The organism is Pseudomonas sp. Pme6b (genome assembly GCF_058129925.1).
Map to the genome: position 1 here is coordinate 1319617 of NZ_CM176704.1, position 22636 is coordinate 1342252.

Annotated in this window: 19 protein-coding genes, 1 other RNA gene and 2 pseudogenes; 8 read left to right on the forward strand and 14 right to left on the reverse strand. The window is 54.4% G+C overall.

Going from position 1 to position 22636, the window contains the following annotated elements; genetic code table 11:
* The first annotated feature begins 17 nt into the window (after positions 1–17).
* A complete protein-coding gene (locus AC4ANE_RS05960) occupies positions 18–1469 on the forward strand; it encodes an amidase (protein ID WP_057446309.1) in 1452 nt (483 codons plus the stop codon).
* Between the two features lie 382 nt (positions 1470–1851).
* Here the strand turns inward: AC4ANE_RS05960 and AC4ANE_RS05965 are convergent.
* The 4 genes and pseudogenes from AC4ANE_RS05965 to AC4ANE_RS05980 all read right to left on the reverse strand — a co-directional run.
* Positions 1852–1989 (reverse strand): annotated as a pseudogene (locus AC4ANE_RS05965) (DNA/RNA helicase domain-containing protein); the annotation flags it as partial.
* A 57-nt stretch (positions 1990–2046) separates the two neighbouring features.
* Positions 2047–3306, reverse strand: a complete 1260-nt coding sequence (locus tag AC4ANE_RS05970; protein ID WP_054082596.1) for an IS256-like element ISPsy17 family transposase — start codon at positions 3304–3306, stop codon at positions 2047–2049.
* Between the two features lie 38 nt (positions 3307–3344).
* Positions 3345–5102 (reverse strand): annotated as a pseudogene (locus AC4ANE_RS05975) (DNA/RNA helicase domain-containing protein); the annotation flags it as partial.
* Positions 5103–5126: 24 nt separating this feature from the next.
* Complete coding sequence (locus AC4ANE_RS05980; protein ID WP_002555150.1) at positions 5127–5510, reverse strand: nucleotide pyrophosphohydrolase; 384 nt, start codon at positions 5508–5510, stop codon at positions 5127–5129.
* A gap of 598 nt (positions 5511–6108) precedes the next feature.
* Between AC4ANE_RS05980 and AC4ANE_RS05985 the strand changes: the two genes are divergently transcribed.
* Positions 6109–6753 (forward strand): sce7726 family protein, encoded by a 645-nt coding sequence (locus AC4ANE_RS05985; RefSeq protein WP_031598617.1) that lies wholly within the window; start codon positions 6109–6111, stop codon positions 6751–6753.
* Positions 6754–6769: 16 nt separating this feature from the next.
* On the opposite strand, the gene AC4ANE_RS05990 is transcribed toward AC4ANE_RS05985, so the two are convergent.
* The 8 genes from AC4ANE_RS05990 to smpB all read right to left on the reverse strand — a co-directional run bounded on the left by AC4ANE_RS05990 (position 6770) and on the right by smpB (position 14577).
* Positions 6770–7915 (reverse strand): beta family protein, encoded by a 1146-nt coding sequence (locus AC4ANE_RS05990; protein WP_031598618.1) that lies wholly within the window; start codon positions 7913–7915, stop codon positions 6770–6772.
* Between the two features lie 5 nt (positions 7916–7920).
* Positions 7921–8412 carry an ImmA/IrrE family metallo-endopeptidase gene (locus AC4ANE_RS05995; protein ID WP_031598621.1) on the reverse strand — a complete coding sequence of 164 codons (492 nt, stop codon included), beginning with the start codon at positions 8410–8412 and terminating at the stop codon, positions 7921–7923.
* Positions 8409–9065 carry a hypothetical protein gene (locus AC4ANE_RS06000; protein WP_134937960.1) on the reverse strand — a complete coding sequence of 219 codons (657 nt, stop codon included), beginning with the start codon at positions 9063–9065 and terminating at the stop codon, positions 8409–8411. Before AC4ANE_RS06000 ends, AC4ANE_RS05995 begins: the two co-directional genes overlap by 4 nt.
* 580 nt (positions 9066–9645) lie before the next feature.
* Entirely contained in the window at positions 9646–10626 is a 981-nt protein-coding gene (locus AC4ANE_RS06005; protein WP_031597743.1) for an integrase domain-containing protein, read from the reverse strand.
* Between the two features lie 952 nt (positions 10627–11578).
* Complete coding sequence (locus tag AC4ANE_RS06010; RefSeq protein WP_002555148.1) at positions 11579–12835, reverse strand: integrase domain-containing protein; 1257 nt, start codon at positions 12833–12835, stop codon at positions 11579–11581.
* A gap of 187 nt (positions 12836–13022) precedes the next feature.
* Positions 13023–13410: a transfer-messenger RNA gene (gene ssrA / locus AC4ANE_RS06015) on the reverse strand.
* Positions 13411–13521: 111 nt separating this feature from the next.
* Positions 13522–13806: a PA2433 domain-containing protein gene (locus AC4ANE_RS06020; RefSeq protein ID WP_002555147.1), complete on the reverse strand. Its 285-nt coding sequence runs from the start codon at positions 13804–13806 to the stop codon at positions 13522–13524.
* Between the two features lie 288 nt (positions 13807–14094).
* On the reverse strand, positions 14095–14577 hold the full coding sequence (gene smpB, locus AC4ANE_RS06025) for an SsrA-binding protein SmpB (protein WP_002555146.1): 483 nt from the start codon (positions 14575–14577) through the stop codon (positions 14095–14097).
* Between the two features lie 113 nt (positions 14578–14690).
* On the opposite strand from smpB, the gene AC4ANE_RS06030 reads away from it, so the two are divergent.
* From AC4ANE_RS06030 to AC4ANE_RS06040, 3 genes are read left to right on the forward strand one after another with little or no spacing between them, the layout of a single operon-like run.
* Entirely contained in the window at positions 14691–16094 is a 1404-nt protein-coding gene (locus AC4ANE_RS06030; RefSeq protein ID WP_029240803.1) for a sodium-dependent transporter, read from the forward strand.
* Between the two features lie 7 nt (positions 16095–16101).
* A complete protein-coding gene (locus AC4ANE_RS06035) occupies positions 16102–16536 on the forward strand; it encodes a type II toxin-antitoxin system RatA family toxin (RefSeq protein ID WP_004656689.1) in 435 nt (144 codons plus the stop codon).
* Positions 16529–16843: an RnfH family protein gene (locus tag AC4ANE_RS06040; protein WP_002555144.1), complete on the forward strand. Its 315-nt coding sequence runs from the start codon at positions 16529–16531 to the stop codon at positions 16841–16843. Before AC4ANE_RS06035 ends, AC4ANE_RS06040 begins: the two co-directional genes overlap by 8 nt.
* 64 nt (positions 16844–16907) lie before the next feature.
* Here AC4ANE_RS06040 and AC4ANE_RS06045 read toward each other — a convergent pair whose 3' ends face one another.
* Positions 16908–17429: an outer membrane protein assembly factor BamE gene (locus AC4ANE_RS06045; RefSeq protein WP_002555143.1), complete on the reverse strand. Its 522-nt coding sequence runs from the start codon at positions 17427–17429 to the stop codon at positions 16908–16910.
* A gap of 98 nt (positions 17430–17527) precedes the next feature.
* Between AC4ANE_RS06045 and fur the strand changes: the two genes are divergently transcribed.
* Positions 17528–17935 carry a ferric iron uptake transcriptional regulator gene (gene fur, locus AC4ANE_RS06050; protein WP_002555142.1) on the forward strand — a complete coding sequence of 136 codons (408 nt, stop codon included), beginning with the start codon at positions 17528–17530 and terminating at the stop codon, positions 17933–17935.
* A 62-nt stretch (positions 17936–17997) separates the two neighbouring features.
* Here fur and recN read toward each other — a convergent pair whose 3' ends face one another.
* Positions 17998–19671, reverse strand: a complete 1674-nt coding sequence (gene recN, locus AC4ANE_RS06055) for a DNA repair protein RecN (RefSeq protein WP_002555141.1) — start codon at positions 19669–19671, stop codon at positions 17998–18000.
* A gap of 270 nt (positions 19672–19941) precedes the next feature.
* Between recN and grpE the strand changes: the two genes are divergently transcribed.
* Complete coding sequence (gene grpE, locus AC4ANE_RS06060; RefSeq protein ID WP_002555140.1) at positions 19942–20505, forward strand: nucleotide exchange factor GrpE; 564 nt, start codon at positions 19942–19944, stop codon at positions 20503–20505.
* A 110-nt stretch (positions 20506–20615) separates the two neighbouring features.
* On the forward strand, positions 20616–22532 hold the full coding sequence (dnaK, locus tag AC4ANE_RS06065) for a molecular chaperone DnaK (RefSeq protein WP_005733029.1): 1917 nt from the start codon (positions 20616–20618) through the stop codon (positions 22530–22532).
* The last annotated feature ends 104 nt before the right edge of the window (positions 22533–22636 follow it).

Below are 22636 nucleotides of genomic sequence, written 5' to 3' on the forward strand. Positions count from 1 at the left end.
CCATCAGGAACCTTCCTATGAAAGACATTCAAACGTTGTTGAACGATGAAGACGCCACCGGCCTGGCCGAGTGGGTCCGGCGCGGCGAGGTCCAGCCGATCGATTTGCTGGAGGGGGTGATTCAACGCATCGAGCACGTTGAACCGCAACTCAACGCCGTCGCCGAGCGACTGTATGACTCAGCCCGCAGCGCGGCGCTGGATGCGGCAAAAAGCCAAGGCGTTTTCGCAGGTGTGCCAACGCTGATCAAGGACCTGTTTACCCCGGTCAATGGCGCGGGGATGAGCAATGGCTCCCTGGCCATGGGCGAGTTCCGTGCCCCCTTTGAAGCCGAAGTTGTCAGCCGCCTGAGGCGTGCCGGTTGCGTGCTTGCCGGGACGACCACTGCACCGGAGTTCGGCACATCCTATTCCACCGAGTCCACACGCTTCGGCGCGACCCGCAACCCGTGGAGCCTCGAGCACAGCGCCGGAGGTTCAAGTGGCGGAGCTGCCGCGCTGGTGGCCGCGCGGGTAGTGCCCTTTGCCCACGGCAACGACGGCGGTGGTTCGTTGAGAGTGCCTGCATCCTGCTGCGGCGTATTCGGCTTCAAGCCCAGCCGCGGCCTCATGCCTTCCGGCCCGATGGTCGGCGAGGGCTGGGCAGGCCTGAGCACCGCGCACGCCATCACCCTGACCGTACGCGACAGCGCAGCCTTGCTCGACGCCACAGCAGGCATGGACCTCGGCGCGCCTTACGCAGGCCCGGTTCAGAGCCTGCCTTACGTAAGCGCCGTCCACCGCGACCCCGGAACCCTGCGCATCGCGCTCATCGAACAATCAGGCACCTGGCCAACCTCCGCCGAGAGCCTGGCCGCCGTACGAGATGTCGCGCAGTTATGCGAGTCACTCGGGCACCGCATCGAACCCGTCAGCCTGCCAGTGGTGTTGCCGGAATTCCTCGACCACGTCTTCACCATCATCGGCGCGAACACCCGCAACCACGTCGATATGCTGGGCCGCATGCGTGGCTTTGACGTGCAAGACTCCGAGCTGGAAGCGCGCACACGCATCATCCTGCGCGACAAAGGCGGCGTCAGCGGCGCGCAATACGCCGCCGCCGTCGAATGGATACACGCCCTGGGCCGCCAACTGGCGACATTCATGCAGGATTACGACGTGATCCTCTCGCCAGTACTGACACGCGAGCCGGCACGCATTGGTGAGCTTGTCGTGCCCGACGAGAGCCTGAGTCTTGAGGACATGATCGAGCGGTCGCATCGGTATTCGCCTTTTGCAGCGTTGTTTAATGCGAGCGGCCAACCGGCGATGTCGGTGCCGTTGTCCTGGAGTGCGGCGGGGCTACCGATGGGGGCGCATTTTGCTGGGCGGTTTGGGGAGGAGGGGGTGTTGTTGGGGTTGGCTGGGCAGTTGGAGCGGGTGAGGCCTTGGCGGGGGCGGGTGCCGGGGGTTAGTGGGTGTGGGGTTTGAGGTGGGGGTGGTTGGGCTGTGTGGCGTGCGCGCTCTGGAGTCGGCGGCGGAGCGATCCGCAATGCTGGCCGGTTTCAGGAGGGCACGGGGCGCCGGATCAAGGAGCATAGGACAAGACGTCCCTAGGCGATTTCATCTGCAATTTGGGCCGGGGTAATTTGAAACCAGTCGGTATCTACCTGTTTTGGCTAGTAAATAATTTTTTGATCAACTTGCTTGGAATACCAGTTGGAACGCTGCGTGGCCTGGATTCCGATGGACGGTGCTTTTTTGAGAACCGCGCCCAAAAACGAATCGTGGCCGAATCTATAAAGCAGATGGTCGCACTGTTGGTCGTTGCCCCTGCGCTCGCCGGTACAGGGGCTCCTAGCAAACGATACCGTCAATGATTGCTGTGTTGGCTAAGCCGACTCTCGAAGTATTGCGCCGTCTCTTTGTCAGTGCAGTACAGGTAGCAACCCTTCATTCCCCTTGTCATCAGGGTTCGGTACGTATTTTTGATGATCAGGTCTGTTTGGGAGTATCAGTTTTTTTGTGTTCGGGCTGGTTAGGGCCTGCCGTCAGGCAGGCCCTTGTTTTACCAGCTCGGTCTGGTAAATCGGTCTCCGTACAGGATCGCAAATTGATTCATTGCCACTTTCCAGTCGTGTGCCGCATGACCCCAGTTGGCGGTGATGTTGCGCAACCCAAGCCATATCAGTTTCGTCGCGGCCTCATCGGTCGGGAAGTGCCCTCGAGTCTTGATGATCTTGCGTAACTGGGCATTGATGCTCTCGATGGCATTGGTCGTGTAAACCACTTTGCGGATGCCCGCCGGGAAAACAAAAAACGGTATAACCCGATCCCAGGCGCGACGCCATGCAGCAACCACAGTCGGATACTGCTTGCCCCAGGGGCCCGCTTCAAAGGCGTTAAGCTCTTGCTCAGCCACATCTGCATTGATCGCCTGGTAGATCGGCTTGAGTGCTTTGGCCAGTGCCCGACGTTTATCCCAAGCGGCATAGTCCAAGCTGTTGCGGATCAGATGCACGATGCAGGTTTGCAGCGTCGTGGCAGGAAAAACCGCCCCCAACGCCTCCGGTATTCCTTTGAGGCCATCCGTGACGGCGATCAGAACATCTTCAACGCCACGAGTCTTGAGGTCGTTGAACACCTTCATCCAAAACTTGGCACCCTCGGTGCTCTCGATCCATATACCCAGAATGTCGCGCGTGCCATCAGGTAATACCCCCAGCGCCAGATAAATAGCCTTGTTGCACACTAACCCCTCGTCCCGGATTTTGACCCGTAACGCATCGAAGAAGATCACCGGATACATCGGTTCCAAGGGTCGTTGCTGCCAAGTGCCCACCTCTTCCATGACCGCATCGGTGACTGAGCTGATGAAGTCATGGGACACGTTAGTTCCATACTGCTCAGATAGAAAAGCGCGGATCTCACGCACCGTCATGCCCCGGGCGTACATGGCAATTATCTTGTCGTCGAAGCCTGTAAAACGTCGTTCGTGCTTGGGAATCAGGATCGGGGCGAAGCTACCATCGCGGTCTCTGGGGATATCCAGGCGAAGCGGCCCGTCGTCGGTCAGAACCGTCTTGCTGCTTTTGCCATTACGCTGATTGGTCGACTCCTCAGGGCGCTCCGCGCCCTGAGGGTAACCAAGGTGGTGACCCAGCTCGGCGCCTAGCGCACGCTCGATCAGAGCCTTCTTGAACGCCATGGACGCGTCTTGAATGGCTTCGGCGCTCATCGGGCCTTTAACAAACTGCTCGATCAGCTCTTGGGGAATCGAGGGCAACTCCCTCGCTGTTGCATTGGCGGACTTCTTTTTGGTCGGCATACATGCACCTCTAGCTACATGTTATGCCCGAACACAAAATTTCTGACAGTCTCGTCTGTTTCACTTTTCGCGAGGGCAGGTTGCTCTTTCATCATTTTTTTCCAGCCGCGAATCGATTTATCGTGCTTGTCGCGCTCATCCGGGGATGTCACTACCTGACCGTCACGTACGACCAGATCTGGTCCGATAATCACCCCGATGTAGTCGACTTCCAAACCTTGGCAGGTATGAATGCAGCCAACCTGCTCGATGGAGTTTTCAGCGATGATCCATAGGCTGCCATCCTGATCCAGGTTCCATTGGCGTTTGTATTTACCAATCACGATATCACCAGCGGTGGGGTCTTTTTTGCTCAACCAAGGCCAGCAATAGCCCGCGACCACACGAGCTTTGTTCCCGTGGTTTTTCTCGTTGATTGCGTCATGCATCGCCTGAGGTGAGTCGAACACCTTAAACTCGTACTCTTGGGTCTCAAGCGTCGGATTTGCCGTCGAGCGAATGCCTAGCGTGTCATCCAGCCATGCCAGGTAACCGTCAGAACCACTGCAGCGGAACTGCGAAGACAGCACGTGTTCTTCAACCACAGCACCCTTGGCGTTCGCAAAGGCGCGAATCGCCTGCTTGCTGCCGATATCGCTCAAGGTTACACGCTGGTCCTCATCAATAAAGAAAATGGAGCATTTTGCTGAGTCAATCAGCTCCTTGATCTGGTTCTCCCCAAGGTTTCCATAAAGCCCGCTTTTCTCATTCAGCCGGTGAGCTTCGTCCACGATAAGCGCATCGAATGTGTTGGGCTCAGTGTCAATGAATGCCCCAGAGCCTGAAAAGAAATTCGAGAAATGGCTGCGCTTGATGGTGCCAACCAGTTTGCTTTCGTAGACCTTGCGTGGGGCAGCATTCTTGGAGACGTATTTGCTCATCAGCTTCAATTCGGTGAGCTTCACCAGCAGATTGATAGCGAGAACAGTTTTCCCGGTGCCCGGTCCACCTTCGATGATCATCACCTTGGGTGCTTGGTCCGAGGCCTCGCTTGCGGCCGCCAGCGCCGACTCAAAAATTGCTTTCTGATCGTCAATCAATACGAACTCGGGTTTGCCTTTCATCAACCCCCCGAGTGCTTCGGCTAGCGCCTTGGACGGGCGAATTTTTCCTTCGGACAGCTCGTAAAGAACCTCTTTGTTGTCGCCATGACTTATATGCTTTTTCAGAAAGCTTCTGAGTTTACTGAGCTCTTCCGGGCCTTTCAGAAACAGGGGAGCCTTGCTGATGTGGGGCTCGTAGTGAGCCGAATCTATGATGCCGTCGCTGACGTAGTTATGGAGGTAGGCACACGGACGGATTTCGATGCTTTTGTCATACACCGCCTCGTTGAAGCCTTCCAACAGCGCTGCATATGACCACACCTGATAGGACGGGTGAATGGTCTCAATGAGGCCGCCACCCAATGCCGTTTTGACGATGGCATCCTTGGTTGTGGCGTTGGCCTTACTCCATTGCTTCAGCTCGATAAGTACGGCCTTTTTTGCCTGGTTTTCGTCGCGACCGGTGAGTAGAAAGTCGATTCGCTTCGACGACTGCGGAATGTGCAATTCAATGGCCAGGCCTGCATCGCTCGGCAGGCCCTCATCTCTAAGGACCTTGGCCATATATGTTAGGGATCCTTGCCACGACCTGATTTCCGAGGTGCCAACGTTCTTGCCGGTAGCTTCCTTGTAATGCTTGAGGATCACCTCCTCGATGTCATCGTTATCGTTGTCTTTAAGAAATTGCTGTTTGGTCGCAGCGTAAACGATCACGGGTTGTCCTTAGATGCGTGTTGGTCAGAGTCGGTCGTACTTTTTGCTGTTGCTTTTGGCTTTATCTACGGGGTACTTCTGGCCGTTCGAGGCGAGTTTCCGTGTCACAGCCTCGTTGAGGTCGATGCCGAGCACGCTGCTCAGGCGAACCAGGTACATCAGTACGTCCGCCAGTTCATCCTTTACGGCTTGGCCGATTTCGGGATCTGTTGCGGCGGAGATCGAATCGGCATCGCTCATCCATTGGAAAATCTCGCACAGCTCTCCTACCTCGCCAGTGAGAGCCAGGATGAGATTTTTGGGGGAGTGGAATTGCTGCCAGTCACGATCATCTGTGAAACGCTGAAGGGCGGCGGCTAGCTGCGTTGTGTCGACCAGCGGCGCGGCTGGGCAATCTGAGTCACTCACGGGGCTATCTCTTGGGTATCAGTGAAGGGCATACAGTCTGTAGGAATTTATACCTCGGATTGTAAGACTTTTTCATGGCTGAGCGGGCTTTATTTTACAAAATACCATTTGCTAATCGAGTTTCTGGTATGCAATCAGTTCTTTATCAACTTATATTCTGGGTTCGCGCGCTCGGGCGAGTTTTAGAAGATGAGGAGGATAGTTGTTTGAGCTTAAACTAAAATTAATTGTATTTTCATGGTTGTTAGCTGCTGATTATGAGGTCGGGCGATTAGTGCGACTTTTAGCGTATGGCCTTTATGTGCTAACTTGTTGGGGTGGCTAACATGTTTTGTAGGCGTATGCGTGCCCTTGGATAGATAAGTCGTTTCGTAAAATTCTGTCTGTCGTGTACTATGATTTGTTCTATCTTGTGTGTGCCTGTTTTATAATGTTTATGGCTTCCATAAGCGGCTTTGGAATTTCTCATTCGTTGGTTATGGGTGTTTTTGAGAGGGGCTTAAATGCTTGAGATTTTTTTAAGTGTGATATAGAATAATTCTTTGAGTTTCTAAGATTGTTTACTGTGGGGCTTTGGCTCTTTTTAGGGGAGGTGTTGGTGGGGGAGAAGGAAATAAAATCGCTGGTGCTTAGTCATTTGATTTCTAGCGGAAGTTTAACCAGAGATGGGCTGGTTTTTAGTGAGATGAATTTGGCGAAAAAAGTTAGGAGGCTAGATCTTGGATATGTGTGCGAAGGGAAAATGATTGCAGTAGAAATCAAAAGCGAAAAGGATACTTTGGCTCGTTTGATCGGGCAGGTTGATGAGTACTGTAAGTATTTTGACAAAGTTGTCGTTGCGGTCGCTCCGAAGTTTGTGAAGAAGGTGGAGGAGCTATTGGTTGATAAAAGCGTAGGGGTGTGGGAGGTTTCGAAGGATAGTCTGAGGGTAGTGAGAAAGGGAAAGATAATAAAAGGAGCCTGCAAAGGAAATTATCTTGATCTCATGACGCGGCGGGAACTTTCAATCTTAGCTAAGAAGGTTGGCGTCGTACCAGGTGAGTTAGGGATCTACGACCTGAAGATTGCTGTTAGGGGGGGGATTTCACGGCTATCGAAGTCGGATATTAAGTCTGTTTTAGTAGACGGGCTGCATAGGAGGTTTATGATGGCGTCCGAGCGATTTATGAAAAAGGCCTTCTTGGAAGGAAGAGTGTCCCCATCAGACGTAGACTTGTTAAGTCCTTACAGAGTAGTTGTCTAGTTGGGGACTTGGGATCTCAGTCTGTCCATTCTTCGTCAGTGTCGATCTCTGAAGTTTCCATGTCATAGTGAAGTTGGTTGAATAGGTGGATGTTTATCCTAACAGCAGTTGAACGCATTGGGCTGCTTATTCCAAATTCGCTTCCTTCCGCAGTTATTTCAATCTGCTGAGTTCCCCATAGTCTGAGCTCAGGAATCCAGTATGTATTGGAGGTTATTTCCTTGGCTATCTCTATGTAAGCTGCGCGACGTCTCTCTTGGGCGTTCGGAGCGTCATCATCTACCTCTCGCCGAACAAATTTCCAGTCCTTTTTCAACGGGTAATCAATTCTTGGAGGTGGGGTTCCTGCACCACCATCCTGTTTGTCTGCCCTAGTGCTTCCTCTATCCGAATAAATGATCGGCTTTAAGTCAGCGCGCTCGGATACTTGGTTATAAAGCATTCGTTCGTATATTGAGTTTTCTCCTTGTTGTTGCCCCGCAAAACCATAAGGGAAAGATGAGGCGCTTACGGCTATTTCTAGGCTGCTGGTATAAGCCCGAGCTGATGTTATGAACGAAATTAAAGTGTTGATTCTTTCGCCGAATTTTGCATCTATTTGGCCTAGATCGTATATCACAAGAGTTCTTTCTAGAACCTCAGCGTCCAGTGATTTAAATATTAACTCTTGCCTTTCGTAGTTTTCTGGTGTTGGATTTATTCTAATAACCAGTCCGCGAGCTAATGAGCATAGCTTGGTGGCCTGCTTGCGGAGGTCCTCTAGGTCCTCTAGGTCCTCTAGGTTTTCAAGGCGGAGACAGGGGATAGCCTCTTCATGATCTTTAATAAATTCATACCAGTTATTAAAGGCGTTGTAGGGGTCGAGAAGTTTCTCTAGCTCATGAAACACAGGACGCTCAGGAAATGAGCCAGTAAATAAGAAGGTTTTATTGGAGTAAAGGAATTTGGTGTCGATGTCGGCAATCCAAGGCCTAGAACCAGTAGCTTCCCTGATTTTTTTGATAGAGCTCGAAAGTTTGTGAGCGCTTGCCCATCCTTTTAGCGGGAAAAGTGGAAGTATCATGTCTCTGTCTTTATCTGGGAGCTGTTCCATCGCAGTTATTTCTGCGATACTGATAGCCAGTAAAGGGATGTATTTCCAGTCGGCAAAGTTTTTATGCATGACAGTTACTTTCCAAGCCTTATTCTAACCGCTGCCAAGGAGACTTGCGCAAGCTCTGATATGGTTTTAAGTTTGTCTTCAGTTTTTAAGGAGTTTAAACTTGATAGTGCGATTTGTATGAGGTTGTACGGCATTATTATGTCTGCAGCTAATCGATTAGCTTGTCTTTCCAGATCATCGGTTAGGCCCGAGCGATAAAGAACGTCGTCAGTAATTCCGTTAGCCAAGCGGTCGCGATGCAATAAAAAGTGGGCAATTTCATGAGCGATTGTGAAACGCTGGCGCTCCTTGACATCATGCCTGTTGACTTTTATTGTTACTCTCCCTTCGGTCTCTCTTATCTCGCCTGAAATTGAGCCGGGCATTGTTGACTTCATTACAGTTATTCCGAAGTCTTTAGCAATTGCACCTACGGCCACAGGTAAGGAGGCTTGGTGTTGAAGAATGATCTGACGTTGATGATCGTTCAGAGAGTTCCATTCAAAAGAATATTTCAATTGGTGTCACCATTTTCTGAAGCTTCATCTGCAATGGAAATGCCCCTGTAGATCACATTTTCAACGGCATTTTGAATGACTTTATCAAAGCGCTTATCTTCCATCAGTGCTATGATATTTTTTTCTGTTTCGGCAGGCAGCTCATCTTTTGTTATTTTTTCAACAGTTTCTTTTGCAGCTGTTTTTGCGCTTCTGGTGGCTTCTTCGCGAATGTTTGTATATCCAAAAATAGAAAGTATTGCGAATACAACTCCAAGTATGGTTATCAATACAGATACGCATGTGAGCACAATGGTTATAGTGTTGATGTCGCCAGGTTTTTCAAAGTTTTCTATCTGTTTGCGGAGTGCTTTAATTTCTTCTTGTTGGCTACTGATTTTTACTGCCAGTCTGCTAATCTCTTTTGTCGTTTTTAGCGCATTTTCTGCGACTGCAGTGCGTACTACCATTTCTGTTTCTGAATCGCTAGCTGTTGTCGCGCTTAATGTTTTTTTACCTGCGTATTTGCCTGAGGTTTCAGGTGTTGAAGCATCGGCTGGGCGAACAAAAACAAATATGGTCAGTAATATTAGCGCGACACCTAATAGCAACGATTTTGAAGCGTATCTTTGGGTGGTAAGAATGTGTTTTCTTGAAAATATCCCTATTATCATATTCTAATCCAAATCTCACAGCCGAAAGCTTTAAGAAGTCATGGAGATACGTCGCTCTTTAGCCGAACCGTTACAGCTGATGGCGAGTCCATAGTGCTCTGTCAGTGTGCCATCATCAGGTGAGGATTTTCAATGCCTAAATCGCGAATGCTTGTGCAAAACGCCTAACTGCTAGCTCACATTCTCGCGTGATCGCTAGGTTTTACAAAATACGTAGAGCGCTGCCGATAGTGCTGGCTCGCCGTTTTCCGTGTAAAACGATCGCAGCCAGTATCACTGGTCGACGTATCAACGGGAAAAGACGCGGTTCAGTCCTCAAAATCCCAGCCTTTACCCAACCTCACGGTTAAGAGCTGGACCGTCAGACGGTAGTAATAGCGCGTTGCGTGACTATGGTGATTGAGGCGATGGCGTAGAAACCAAGACAAATGCTTCCTCTGCCATTTCCAGGGGGTATCCCGCCCCCACCGCTCTTCGATGGTGGATTGAATAAACTTAGCTTGGCGTACATGGCGTTGCCGCGTCGCATACGATCCACTCAACACGCCAGCTATGAAAAGCTCCATATCGAATGGTTTGCTCATCCTCGGCCCCCGATATACGCAGAGATAATATCAATTCGACCATGTCCCAGCTCGTAGGCAATTTGTATTCTGGCTTTAGCGTCTAAATAGCGACATGGTCGGTAAAAAGCTCCACCGTTAATTGGTGCCATATTTCGAGTGACCTGCTCGTAACGTTCACACGCGTACGCTGCACGTAGTTCATGGAACCCTTTGATGTGATGAGCGTGCAAGATCTTTCGAGCGGGCCGCGCAATTTTTTGCAGGACACTCTTATAGTTTTGATCCGGAGCAATCATGTTGCAGCTACCTGCCGGCGACGCTTGCATTGCAAATGCCAATGCATTCAGGACATGCTCATCGACTCCAATCCAACGTGGCGTCGACGCCCCAGCCCGGCCGCCCTTGGTGCCGTCCTGTATATTGATTCTTCCGAGGTTGCTCGCCTCACGGCATAATCTTGGAAGATTAGCCAAAATCGCCTCACGCAATCTCATGCCCGTAGCCCGCGCCAACAGAACAATAGCTGCCGCCCGAAACTGGCCACTACGACACAGTGCATCAATGATCTGATTAACCTGCTCGCGATCTTGCCCCTGCGGAACCGATTGCCGAACTCGGCTGCGCTGCATACCCAATGCCTTGCTCGGACTGGGCAACTTCACGTACTGATCACCGCGAAGCGCCGCCATGGTCCTGTTAACGCTGGATAGTCGGTTTTGTGCGGTACTGACGGCGAGGTCGCCGCGCCTAACCATGTCGCGCAGATACGCTGCGTAGTCGGCCAACACCTTTCGATCAACCTGCCGCGCATCATTGATACTGGGCCCCTGTTCGGAACGGCACCACTTCACGAATGCCTGCCACCGATCACAGTGCGCCTTGACCGTGCCGTAGTGGCCACCGCCGAACATGTCTTTCAGCGCTTGCAGCCCTGCGTAGCTCAATTGCCTGCCGTAGCCAAAATTGCGGCCATCGCGTCTGCCTACCAATGCCATGTCGGTCACCTCATCTCTTGCTCTCCAATCCTCGCCCCACGTCATCCCGCCAAGAATGCTGAGTGTTATCAGGGATCAAGGCCCCTGCGACCTGTGGGGATGTCCTTTAACGCAGGACTGGCGGCTCCTTACGACCGGGAGCAAGGGCATCTCATGATCTGGCCCCCTGAGCACCGTTACCGGTGGGCGGGTGGAGGCTGCATTGGCTGACGAGACCATTGCCCCGAGATCCTGAGCCGGGTGAACGCAGCAATGCGATGACCGGGGCATGCCTGACTGTCAGTCAGGTGCAGTCCATTCCGTGGTCTGCGGCACCATCATCTACATCGCTGTTGCTGGTGACATCGGCGTTTGTCACGCCGATTGTCACGAGTGGAGTTGCCGCAAAGCCAAGTGCGATGAGGGCTGCAGCATTGTTAGAAGCGCCCGTCTCTTTCCAGGAGAAAGAGACGGGCGCAGGTTGGCGCAAGATTCGGCCAAGCGGATTGGTTGCTGCAGGGCAGCGAAGTAGGAGGTGTTGCCTGGCGCACGAGGGCCATGATCTGAAGTAGGCATCCATCACCGGGGAGGTGACCGGGCGAGCTGCCGGATGCGAATCGCCATTTGGGAGAGAACCACCGCGAGAGCGGCGTGACCTTCAAGGTTCGGGCCACCTGGGTTGCTGTCATCGACAGCGTTTGCACGGCCAGTTCTACGCCTGTGGACAAACGCGGTCAAGGTTCGAAATTCAGCGCCACTTTGGACTTTTAGAGCGGTTATCCACCGCTGGAACTCCGTGGTAAATCCTGGACAACGTGGTCGCCTTTAGCTCTTCAACGTGAGGTCCTTCCAAACAGGGCGGCTTTGCAGCCCTGTTTGGAAGGACCCGTGCTGAGGAGCGGGTGAGCGAGGCTGCTTGCCCCGAATCTTGAACGTTCAGTTGTTGCTGCTGCCGTTCTTGCGCCGTACAGAGCTAGCGAATCGGTACCACGTTCTTGTCTCTGACTTGGCCGTACGCTGAGGCGAGCAGGCTGCCGGTCGCGGCTTTATGGATGTAGTCACTCCACCAAGCCATCATCGGACGCCGGCGCTCGATGTAGTCGGCCCGGTTGTAAGCGCTGCGCACCTCATCCTTGTCGACATGTGCCAGTGCCACTTCGATGAGCTCCGGGTCCCACCCATGTTCATTCAAGATGGTGCTGGCCATCGAGCGCATGCCGTGGCTGACCAAGCGGTCCTGGAAGCCCATGCGTTTCAACGCCATGTTGGCCGTTTGGCTATTAGCGTGGGTGCGCGGATTTCTGTCTGCCGGGAAGACGTATTCGCGGTGGCCGCTGTGAGTCTGCAGTGACTCCAACAGCGCGACAGCGTGATCACTCAACGGGATGCTATGTGGGCGGCGCTTCTTCATCCGCTCCGTAGGGATAGTCCAGACACGCCTTTCAAAGTCGATGTCTGCCCAGCGAGTAGTCGCTGCTTCTGCGGGGCGCGTCATGGTGTGCAACTGCCATTCGATCAGGCAACGGGTGGTCCGTTTGATACTGGCGTTCGCGATCTCCAGCATGAGCCCGGGGAGTTCTTCGGGCGGAAGCGCAGCCATGTTATCTTTCTTGGGCTTCTTGAATACAGCCCTGATGCCGCTGAGCGGGTTGGCGAAGATCAGGCCGGAGTTTACGCCGTAGGTCATGATCTCGTTAAGCCGCTGGCTAAGACGCTTGACCGTCTCCAGGCTGCCTTTCGCTTCGATTGGGCGAAGCAGTCCGATCACCATCGGCGCGGTGATTTTGGTGAGTGGTGTCGTCTTCAAATCGGGGAACACGTGCAGCGTGAGCGACCGCCAGATGTCCTCGGCGTAGGCTGGGGTCACCGAGTCCTTCTTGAGCTCGAACCAGGCGGTGGCCACATTCTCGAAGGTGTGTTCCGTTTCTGCGCGCTTGGCTTCATTCAACGTATTGCGCTGCACCTTCGGATCGATGCCTTGGGCGAGCAGCTCGCGCGCATCGACCGCCATCTTTCGAGCATTCGCCAGTGATAGTTCGGGATAGGTCCCAAAGCCGATGTTGATGCGCTTTTTGGTCACCGGCTCGCGGTAGTTGAAATTCCACAGCAACGAGCCGTTGCTGCGTACTCGGAGCTGCAAACCGTCACCGTCAGTAAGGACGTAATCCTTGGACGCCGGTTTGACTCCCTTGAGCTGTCGATCGGAGAGGCGGAGGTTTTGAGCAGGCATGAGATTGTCCTCAAGCACTGATTCGGTATTCCAAAGATTAGCACCGGATGAGCTGGAATACCGCCTGGAATACCAGAATGGCTGGAACTCAAAAACTCTCAAAAGACCGTAAAAGCGCTGGAGGCCGCGTATTTACTGGGCTTCAGGCACAAAAAAAGACGTCCGTGGACGTCTTTTTTTGATCATTTGGTGGAGCCGGGGGGATTTGAACCCCCGTCCGCCAGTACTCCGCTGTCGGTACTACATGCGTAGCCGTGTCTATTAAGTTAACCCTCAGCGACCCGACGGGCAGGGTGCTTTGGGCGAGCTGTGTAAGTTTTAGCCGATTCGTCCACAGCGTACTGCACGGCGATTCTGTTCTATATGACAATCATTTTGGGTTTACAGACATCCCCTGATGATTGCTGGAGCCGAAGCTACCAGAAGTGCGGCTAGGCTGCTTACGCAGCTAGTTGAGCACCGTAGTTTTCGTCATTGGCAACTATAGAAAGTTGCAACAGTGGATTTACGAGTTCTGTTACCAACTCGGCATGCACCTAAAGTTTCATCACCGGCGTCGAATCCAAATCGGCCCCGAGACTGCTTTCGCAATCGCTGGGCCGCAGTGTACGCCGATTGGCGTGTCACGTCGACCCGTTTGCTGCAATCGATCAGGCTAGCCGGGTGGCGGGCCTGATCGAGGGGGGTTACTTGGTGCCTTCGCTGCCTGAGCCGGTGTTTTTCAGCGAGGTGATCACCTTGGTGGTGATTTCGACGCATTTTTTCTCGTCGTTCTGAGCTTGAGCCGCTTTGGCGTTTTTCTCAGTGGTTTCTAGCATTGTCTTGTTTTCCGGGCTCAGGTTGGTGCCGGAAGAAACCTGAGCATTTTCGATCGTTTTGATGTTTGCAGCGCACAAATCATCGGCGGCAAAAACCGGCGAAGCCAACAGGGCGGCGCTGAGGAACAATCCAGTGAGGGCGGTACGCATCATGTGTCTCTCCTTATAACCTGTGGACTCGGTATGGCCGGTCGTTGAGGCCGTCGCCCGAGGGTTTGAAAGCCCGTTCATGTTCAGGGCCTAAAGGATTGACTGTGCTGTAGCGCAGGCGTTCTATTTTATTTTCAGACAGATGCGAAAAAGCCACATTGGGCGGTTAAGGCACCAAAGTGGGGCGATCTTCGCGTTGGGGTTGTGACTGTGCGGGGTGGATGAGAGGCGGATGGATTGAAGGTGCGCGGTGCCAAATGCCCGTTCAAGGCATTCGGCACAGGCAAGGAGTTAGTCGTCCTTGCCCTTGGAACGCACGGCACGCTGCAGCTCACGGTCCGAGTCGCGTTCACGCTCGGTGTGGCGCTTGTCGTATTCCTTTTTACCTTTACCCAGCGCGATTTCGCACTTGATCAAGTGCTCCTTCCAGTAAACGGAAAGGGCCACGCAGGCATAGCCTTTCTGTTGAACCGAGCTGGTGAGCTTTTCGAGCTCGCGCTTGTTCAGCAGCAGTTTTCGGGTGCGTGTCGGGTCAGCGATGACGTGCGTGCTGGCAGTCTTGAGAGGCGTGATGTGGCAACCCATCAGCCAGGCCTCGCCATCCTTGAGCAGCACGTAACTGTCGACCAGCTGTACCTTGGTGGCACGCAGGCTTTTTACTTCCCAGCCAGCCAGGACCAGACCGGCCTCGAACTTGTGTTCGATGAAGTAATCGTGACGCGCCTTTTTATTTTGCGCGATGGTCCCTGTAGGGTTTTTCTTGAGCTTAGCCATAGGGGGCGCATTATAGGGAGTTGCATCAATGTCGGCTATGGGAAAGCGCGTGCTTGAGCACAAAGGTTGAATCCCGGACAATGCGCGATCTTTTTTGGCTGGGCGTTTCGATAATGTCGACGGACAAGGTTTCAGTCCACGGTAGCTGGGCAAGCCGCTGGGTGTTCATCCTGGCTGCCACAGGTTCTGCCGTGGGGCTGGGCAGCATATGGAAATTTCCGTACATGGTCGGTGCCTATGGCGGCGGTGCATTTGTACTGGTGTTTCTGGCGTGCATCGCGCTGATCGGCATTCCGGTGATGATCGCCGAGACGCTGATTGGCCGTCGTTCCCGACTCAGTCCTGCGAATGCGCTCAAGACGCTGGCGCTGGAGGCGGGGCATTCGGCGCGGTGGTCATGGGGGGCTTTTGCCGGAATGATCACGGCTTTGCTGATTCTCTCCTTTTATAGTGTGGTGGGCGGCTGGTCGCTGGATTACATCATCGACATGGGGCGCGGCGATTTTCAGGGTGTTTCGCCGGATCAGGTCGGTGCCTATTTCGGCGCGGTGATTGCCGACCCATGGCGTCTTATTCTGTGGCACACCATTTTCATGCTGCTTTCGGCGGTGGTGATCGGCAAGGGTGTCGAGGCCGGTCTGGAGAAGAGCCTGCGCATCATGATGCCGATGCTGTTCCTGCTGATGCTGGCGCTGTTGGGCTATAGCCTGACCACCGGGCACTTCATGGAAGGCGTGCATTTCATGTTCGACTTCAATCCCGACAAGGTGTTGGACGGCTTGCTGCCCGCGATGGGGCATGCGTTCTTTTCCCTGAGCGTCGGTGTCGGCTCGATCATGGTCTACGGCGCTTACATGACCAAGGGCGCGTCTATCAGCACCACGGTCGTCGGTATCGCGTTGCTCGACACCTTTGTTTCGCTGCTGGCGGGCCTTGCGCTGTTCCCTATCGTTTTTGCTGCTGGCCTGAACCCGAGTGAGGGGCCGGGCCTGATGTTTGTAACGTTGCCATACGCGTTCGGCAACGTGGCATTCGGGCAGTTGATGGGCGTCGTGTTCTTCGTGCTGGTGGCTGTAGCGGCCTGGAGCTCGGCGATTTCGCTGCTTGAACCCATGGTTGCCTATCTGGTTGAGCGCACCCGTATTCGCCGCGCCTGGGTGACGTTCTGGCTGGCATTTACCTGCTGGTTTGTAGGGCTGGGAACGGTGTTCTCGTTCAATATCTGGCAAAAAGCCAAGTTTTTCGTGAACGATGGAGGTGTATTCCACCTCTACCAGTGGGGCGCATCGACTGGCCTGGACTTCTTTGGAGTCATTGATTTCTTCACTTCGCGGATCATGTTGCCGTTGGGTGGGTTGTGTTTTGTGGTATTCGCTGGTTGGGTGATGAGCCGTGAGACGGTGCGTGACGAGTTGTCGATTCGCAGTCCGTTGCTCTTCAACCTGACGTTTTTTTTGATGCGCTACGTGGCGCCGCTCGGCATTCTTGTGGTGTTTGCCGCTCAGCTCTGGAAATGACGCTCACATGACTACGCATATACAACGCTCTGCTTTACTGCCGTACCCGGCCGGGTTCCTTTATGACCTGGTCAATGATGTGGCTCGTTATCCCGAGTTTCTGCCGTGGTGCTCTTCCGCTACCGTGCTGGAGTCCAGCGAAGCGCAGATGCGCGCCAGCCTGGAAATTGCCAAGGGCGGTCTGAGCCAGAAGTTCATGACGCGCAACACGCTTACCCCAGGCGAGTCGATCGTGATGGACCTGGTTGAGGGGCCATTCGAGCAGTTTCATGGCGTCTGGACATTCAAGCCGCTGGGCGAGAAGGCCTGCAAGATCAGCCTGGATCTGTCCTTCGATTATGCCGGCTCTATCGTTCGCGCCACCCTCGGGCCGCTGTTCAATCAGGCGGCCAATACGCTGGTGGATGCGTTCTGTCAGCGAGCGAAAGAGCTGCATGGCTGAAGCAGTGATTCAGATTGAGGTGGTGTACGCCTCTGTGCAGCGTCAGGTGTTAATGACGCTGGATGTTCCGGCAGGCTCTTCGGTGCGTCAGGCACTGGCTCTCAGTGGCATGGACAGGGAGTTTCCCGAGCTTGATCTGGCGCAGTGTGCCGTTGGCATCTTCGGCAAGGTTGTGGCTGATCCTTCCACGCGGGTGCTGGAGGCGGGTGAGCGAATCGAGATCTATCGTCCGCTGTTGGCCGATCCCATGGAGATCAGGCGTCTGCGTGCCGCCAGGGCACGGGAGAAACGGACGCTTCCCGGCTGAACGCTGACTGAACGAAAGGCACAAAAAAGCCCGGCATGCCGGGCTTTTTGTTGAGCGCTGAGGACTAACGAGAGTTGGTGTCCAGAGGCTCTTGGGTCGGGACAGGTACGGTCTCGACGCTGTCCACGTCTTTCTGGATCTTGTCCAGCAACGAACCTGGCTTGGCCGGCTCTTCAGGCTTCTGCACCGGCTGATTCTCTGCCGGGACAGTGGTATCGCTGCCTTTGCCGAGAATGGCTTCATCGCGGCTGACACCGGGCATGAAGTCGCCAGACAGGCTTACAAGCTGGTCATTGCCGTTGAATATAAGGCTGACACGCTCCTGCTGGCGTTCACCGCCACCTGGCTGCAGGCTGTACAGGTAATCCCACCGATCGGAGTGGAAAGTGTCGGTCAACAGGGGGTTGCCCATGATAAACCGTACTTGCCGTCGGGTCATTCCGGGGCGTAACTGGTCTATCATGTCCTGCGTGACGACATTACCCTGCTGGATGTCGATTTTGTAAACCCCGGGGAATGAACAACCGGCGAGTGCGAGCAGTCCCACGAAGGTGAAACTGGTTAGCAAGAGCTTGGTGTTTTGCATCGGTGGGCGACTTCCACTATCTTGGCTGGGACAACGTAAACCCCGATCATACCTGCATTAAGAGAAGCTGCGAAGCAGCGTCTGCGAGAAAGCTGACCATGGTTGAAAATAGCGAACTACGTAAAGCAGGACTAAAGGTAACCCTACCAAGGGTTAAAATACTCCAAATGCTCGATTCTGCCGAGCAGCGCCACATGAGTGCCGAGGATGTCTACAAGGCGCTTATGGAGGCAAGCGAGGACGTCGGCCTGGCCACGGTTTACCGTGTTCTGACCCAGTTTGAAGCCGCTGGATTAGTGGTGCGCCACAATTTCGACGGCGGTCATGCTGTGTTTGAGCTGGCTGATGGCGGCCATCACGACCACATGGTCAACGTGGAATCAGGTGAGGTAATCGAGTTCTTCGACGAAGAAATCGAGAAGCTTCAAAAGGCTATTGTCGAAAGACACGGCTTTGACCTGGTTGACCACAATCTGGTGCTCTACGTCCGCAACAAGAAGGCGTAAGCCAGACGGCGTAAAAACCAGCACCAAAGGCGACCCCGGGTCGCCTTTGTGCTTTCTGCGGTTCAGCTTTTAGCGGTAACGACCATCTTTTTGGCGTGCGCCAGAGACTCCTTGGTCAGGTCGATGCCCCCCAGCATTCGGGCCACTTCTTCTATGCGCTCGGTCTTGCTGAGTTTGGAAACCGCCGTACGCGTGGCGTCGTTGTCGCGGACCTTGTGCACAAACAGATGCTGATGGCCCTGCGCGGCAACCTGCGGCAGGTGGGTGACGGTCATGACTTGCCCGCGCTCGCCCAGACGACGCAGCAATTGCCCCACGATCTCGGCGGTCGGCCCGCCAATGCCCACATCGACTTCGTCGAATACCAGCGTCGGCACCCGCGAGGTTTGTGCAGTAATGACCTGAATCGCAAGGCTGATACGCGACAGCTCGCCACCCGACGCGACTTTGGCCAGCGCTTTCAGTGGTTGGCCGGGGTTGGCGCTGACCAGTAGCTCTACCTGCTCAAGCCCATGAGGCGACGGTTCTACGTTGGCGTTAGCTTTGAGGTCGATCTGGAAACGACCGCCGGGCATGCCCAGTCGATGAATTTCCTGCTCTACGGCGCTGGCCAGTGTAGTTGCCGAATTGCGGCGCAGGTCGCTCAGTTCGCGGGCCTTCTCCTGATAGTGCCGGGCAAATGCCTGCACTTCGTGCTCCAGGCGTTCGATGGATTCATCATTGGCATTCAGTGTTTCTATTTCATCCAGCAGCTTTTGCTGCAGCGTGGCCACTTCACCTGGCTGAATGCGGTGCTTGCGCGCCAGTGTATAGATTGCATCAAGACGCTCTTCAAGCTGTTGCAGTCTGGCCGGGTCGGCATCGAAGTGATCCAGAAAACGGTTCAGTTCGCCTACCGCTTCTTCTACCTGTATCTGCGCGCTGGACAGCAAACCAGTGGCCTCGCTCAGTGCGGACGGCGAATGGTCGACGCTGCCCAGCCGATGCAGGCTGGCAGTCAGGGCATTGAGCACGTTGCCGGAATCGCTTTCACTGCACTGCTCGACCACTTGTCGGCAAATGCTCAGCAGGCTTTCGGCGTTGGTCAGGTCTTTGTGTTCCTGCTCGAGCTGTTCAAGCTCGTTTTCGCCCAGGCTCAGGCTTTCCAGCTCTTCGAGCTGATAGCTGAGCAGTTGATGGCGTGCGCGCTGCTCGTCCCCTGAATTGGAAAGGCGCTCCAGCTCTTGTCGCGTCTGCCGCCAGCGCTGTGCGGCGAGATGGACCTGACGGGCCAGCTCGGTAGCGCCAGCGTATTCGTCCAGCAGGCGTCGGTGGGTGTCGGTCTTGAGCAGCGACTGGTGCTCATGCTGGCTGTGGATATCAATGAGCAGTTCACCCAGTGCCTTCAAATCTCCCTGAGGGCAGGGCGAGCCATTGATGTACGAGCGTGACCGACCTTCGGCGGTAATGACCCGGCGCAGGATGCAGGGGCCGTCGTTGTCCAGGTCGCGCTCTTTGAGCCAGGTCTGTGCCTCGGGAATGTCGCCCAGGTCGAATGTGGCCAGGATATCGGCCTTGTCGGCACCCGGCCGGACCACGCCGCTGTCGGCACGGTCGCCCAGGGTCAGACCCAGGGCGTCGAGCATGATCGACTTGCCAGCGCCGGTTTCGCCGGTGATGACGCTCATGCCTCGATCCAGTTCAAGGTCTAGGTGTTCGACAATGGCGTAATTGTGTACGGAAAGGTGCACCAGCATTGAGCGGCTCCCGGGCTGTTTGTCTGGTTATTTATACAGTGTTTTATTTGTTGCTGACAATGCCTTCGCTTAGCTCGATTTGATCGGTTTGCAGTGGTTTTTAGTCGCTCTTGTGTCGACCCGCAATTTTTCGCTCGTCCGGAATCCGCATTATTTGTCAGGGAATGCGTATCTCGATCACATGAAACCCTTGAAGCCGGAAAATCCGATCCCATATAGATGGGCAGAAGCGCGAATCGGGATCGCGGACGTTTTTAGAGGAGAACATGTATGGCTGACGAACAGAATCTGGATGCGCAGGCTCAGGATCAGGCTGCCGAGGCGGGCGCGGGTGAAGAACTGACAACCCGTGTGCAGGTGCTCGAAGAGCAACTGGCTGCTGCGCAGGACCAATCCCTTCGCGTGGCTGCGGATCTGCAGAATGTCCGCCGCCGTGCCGAGCAGGATGTTGAAAAGGCGCACAAGTTTGCGCTGGAAAAATTTGCCGGTGATCTGTTGCCGATCATCGACAGTCTGGAGCGAGGCCTTGATCTGTCCAATCCGGACGATGAAAGCATTCGCCCGATGCGTGAAGGCATCGAGCTGACCTTGAAGATGTTTCAGGACACCCTCAAGCGTTATCAGCTGGAAGCCATTGATCCACATGGTCAACCGTTCAGTGCCGACCAGCACCAGGCGATGGCCATGCAGGAAAGTGCCGACGTCGAGCCTAATACTGTGCTCAAGGTATTCCAGAAGGGTTATCAGCTTAATGGTCGCCTGTTGCGCCCGGCCATGGTCGTGGTCAGCAAGGCACCGTCGCCTGCAACGCCGTCAATCAACGAGCAGGCTTGAAATCAGCTGTAAGGCCCCCATTTAAAGGTCAAGCGTTTAAGAGCTACCGCACGGTGTAAACGCACTGGCGGCAACCAAATCCAAGTTTTGCAAGTTTCGGGAGAGTCAAGATGGGCAGAATTATCGGTATCGACCTGGGGACTACCAACTCCTGCGTCTCCATTCTGGAAAACGGTAACGTCAAGGTTATCGAGAACGCAGAAGGTACTCGTACTACACCTTCGATCATTGCTTATGCCAATGACGGTGAGATCCTGGTTGGTCAGTCCGCCAAGCGTCAGGCCGTTACCAATCCGCACAACACGCTGTATGCGGTAAAGCGTCTGATTGGTCGTAAGTTCGAAGAGGATGTCGTTCAGAAAGACATCCAGATGGTCCCTTACAAGATCGTCAAGGCTGACAACGGTGATGCCTGGGTTGAAGTGAATGGCCAGAAAATGGCGCCTCCTCAGATTTCCGCTGAAATCCTGAAGAAAATGAAAAAGACCGCCGAAGACTACCTCGGTGAAGCGGTTACCGAAGCGGTCATCACCGTTCCGGCCTACTTCAACGACAGTCAGCGTCAGGCAACCAAGGACGCCGGCCGTATTGCCGGTCTGGACGTCAAGCGCATCATCAACGAACCAACCGCGGCCGCTCTGGCTTACGGTATGGACAAGGCCAAGGGCGATCACACTGTCATCGTTTATGACCTGGGTGGCGGTACGTTCGACGTCTCGGTCATCGAGATTGCCGAAGTTGATGGCGAGCACCAGTTCGAAGTGTTGGCCACCAACGGCGACACGTTCCTGGGCGGTGAAGACTTTGACATTCGTCTGATCGACTACTTCGTCGACGAATTCAAGAAAGAAAGCGGCATGAACCTCAAGGGTGACCCGCTGGCCATGCAGCGTCTGAAAGAAGCTGCCGAGAAAGCCAAGATCGAGCTTTCTTCCAGCACGCAGACCGAAGTCAACCTGCCGTACATCACTGCAGATGCAACCGGTCCAAAGCACCTGGTCGTGAAAATTTCGCGCTCCAAGCTGGAATCGCTGGTTGAGGACTTGGTTCAGCGCACCATCGCTCCTTGCGAAATGGCGCTTAAAGATGCTGGCATCGACAGAAGCAAGATCAACGACGTGATTCTGGTCGGTGGTCAGACCCGTATGCCGCTGGTGCAGAAGCTGGTAACCGAGTTCTTCGGTAAAGAAGCACGTAAAGACGTCAACCCTGACGAAGCCGTTGCAATGGGTGCTGCTATCCAGGGCGCTGTATTGGCCGGTGATGTCAAAGACGTTCTGCTGCTCGACGTCAGCCCGCTGACTCTGGGTATCGAAACCATGGGCGGCGTGATGACTGCGCTGATCGAGAAAAACACCACGATTCCTACCAAGAAATCCCAGGTGTTCTCGACTGCCGATGACAACCAGAACGCGGTAACCATCCACGTACTGCAGGGTGAGCGCAAGCAAGCCGGTCAGAACAAGTCCTTGGGCAAGTTCGACCTGGCCGAGATTCCACCTGCTCCACGTGGCGTGCCACAGATCGAAGTAACCTTCGACATCGACGCAAACGGCATTCTGCATGTTGGCGCGAAAGACAAGGCGACCGGCAAGCAGCAGTCCATCGTGATCAAGGCCAACTCCGGTCTGTCCGAGGAAGAAATTCAGCAAATGGTCCGCGATGCTGAAGTCAACTCCGAAGAAGATCGCAAGTTCGAAGAGCTGGCCTCTGCCCGTAACCAGGGTGATGCGCTGGTCCACTCGACTCGCAAGATGATCGCTGATGCAGGAGACAAGGTCACTGCTGAAGAGAAAACGGCTGTCGAGGCTGCACTGGTTGCTCTGGAAGCCGCTATCAAGGGCGACGACAAGGCTGCTATCGAAGCCAAGGTTGAAGAGCTGTCGAAGGTTTCCGCGCCAATCGCTCAGAAGATGTACGCCGAGCAGGCCGAAAACCCTGAAGCAGCGGCCAAGCCTGCTGAAGAAAATGCCAAGGCTGATGACGTTGTCGATGCCGAGTTCGAAGAAGTGAAAGACCACAAGTAAGCGCAGGCTCACTTGAACGCCGGTTGACCTCTTTCGAGCGCTGACTGGTAGGATGTCGCCGCGCGGGAGCTTGCTCCCGCGTTGGCGTGTCTGGAACAAGCAAA

Bases quoted from the DNA above. Each gene is read 5' to 3' on its own strand.
- AC4ANE_RS05960 (WP_057446309.1), top strand. From the start codon at position 18: ATGAAAGACATTCAAACGTTGTTGAACGATGAAGACGCCACCGGCCTG.
- AC4ANE_RS05970 (WP_054082596.1), bottom strand. From the start codon at position 3,306: ATGCCGACCAAAAAGAAGTCCGCCAATGCAACAGCGAGGGAGTTGCCC.
- AC4ANE_RS05990 (WP_031598618.1), bottom strand. From the start codon at position 7,915: ATGCATAAAAACTTTGCCGACTGGAAATACATCCCTTTACTGGCTATC.
- AC4ANE_RS06000 (WP_134937960.1), bottom strand. From the start codon at position 9,065: ATGATAATAGGGATATTTTCAAGAAAACACATTCTTACCACCCAAAGA.
- AC4ANE_RS06005 (WP_031597743.1), bottom strand. From the start codon at position 10,626: ATGGCATTGGTAGGCAGACGCGATGGCCGCAATTTTGGCTACGGCAGG.
- AC4ANE_RS06010 (WP_002555148.1), bottom strand. From the start codon at position 12,835: ATGCCTGCTCAAAACCTCCGCCTCTCCGATCGACAGCTCAAGGGAGTC.
- AC4ANE_RS06020 (WP_002555147.1), bottom strand. From the start codon at position 13,806: ATGATGCGTACCGCCCTCACTGGATTGTTCCTCAGCGCCGCCCTGTTG.
- smpB (WP_002555146.1), bottom strand. From the start codon at position 14,577: ATGGCTAAGCTCAAGAAAAACCCTACAGGGACCATCGCGCAAAATAAA.
- AC4ANE_RS06030 (WP_029240803.1), top strand. From the start codon at position 14,691: ATGTCGACGGACAAGGTTTCAGTCCACGGTAGCTGGGCAAGCCGCTGG.
- AC4ANE_RS06035 (WP_004656689.1), top strand. From the start codon at position 16,102: ATGACTACGCATATACAACGCTCTGCTTTACTGCCGTACCCGGCCGGG.
- AC4ANE_RS06040 (WP_002555144.1), top strand. From the start codon at position 16,529: ATGGCTGAAGCAGTGATTCAGATTGAGGTGGTGTACGCCTCTGTGCAG.
- AC4ANE_RS06045 (WP_002555143.1), bottom strand. From the start codon at position 17,429: ATGCAAAACACCAAGCTCTTGCTAACCAGTTTCACCTTCGTGGGACTG.
- fur (WP_002555142.1), top strand. From the start codon at position 17,528: ATGGTTGAAAATAGCGAACTACGTAAAGCAGGACTAAAGGTAACCCTA.
- recN (WP_002555141.1), bottom strand. From the start codon at position 19,671: ATGCTGGTGCACCTTTCCGTACACAATTACGCCATTGTCGAACACCTA.
- grpE (WP_002555140.1), top strand. From the start codon at position 19,942: ATGGCTGACGAACAGAATCTGGATGCGCAGGCTCAGGATCAGGCTGCC.
- dnaK (WP_005733029.1), top strand. From the start codon at position 20,616: ATGGGCAGAATTATCGGTATCGACCTGGGGACTACCAACTCCTGCGTC.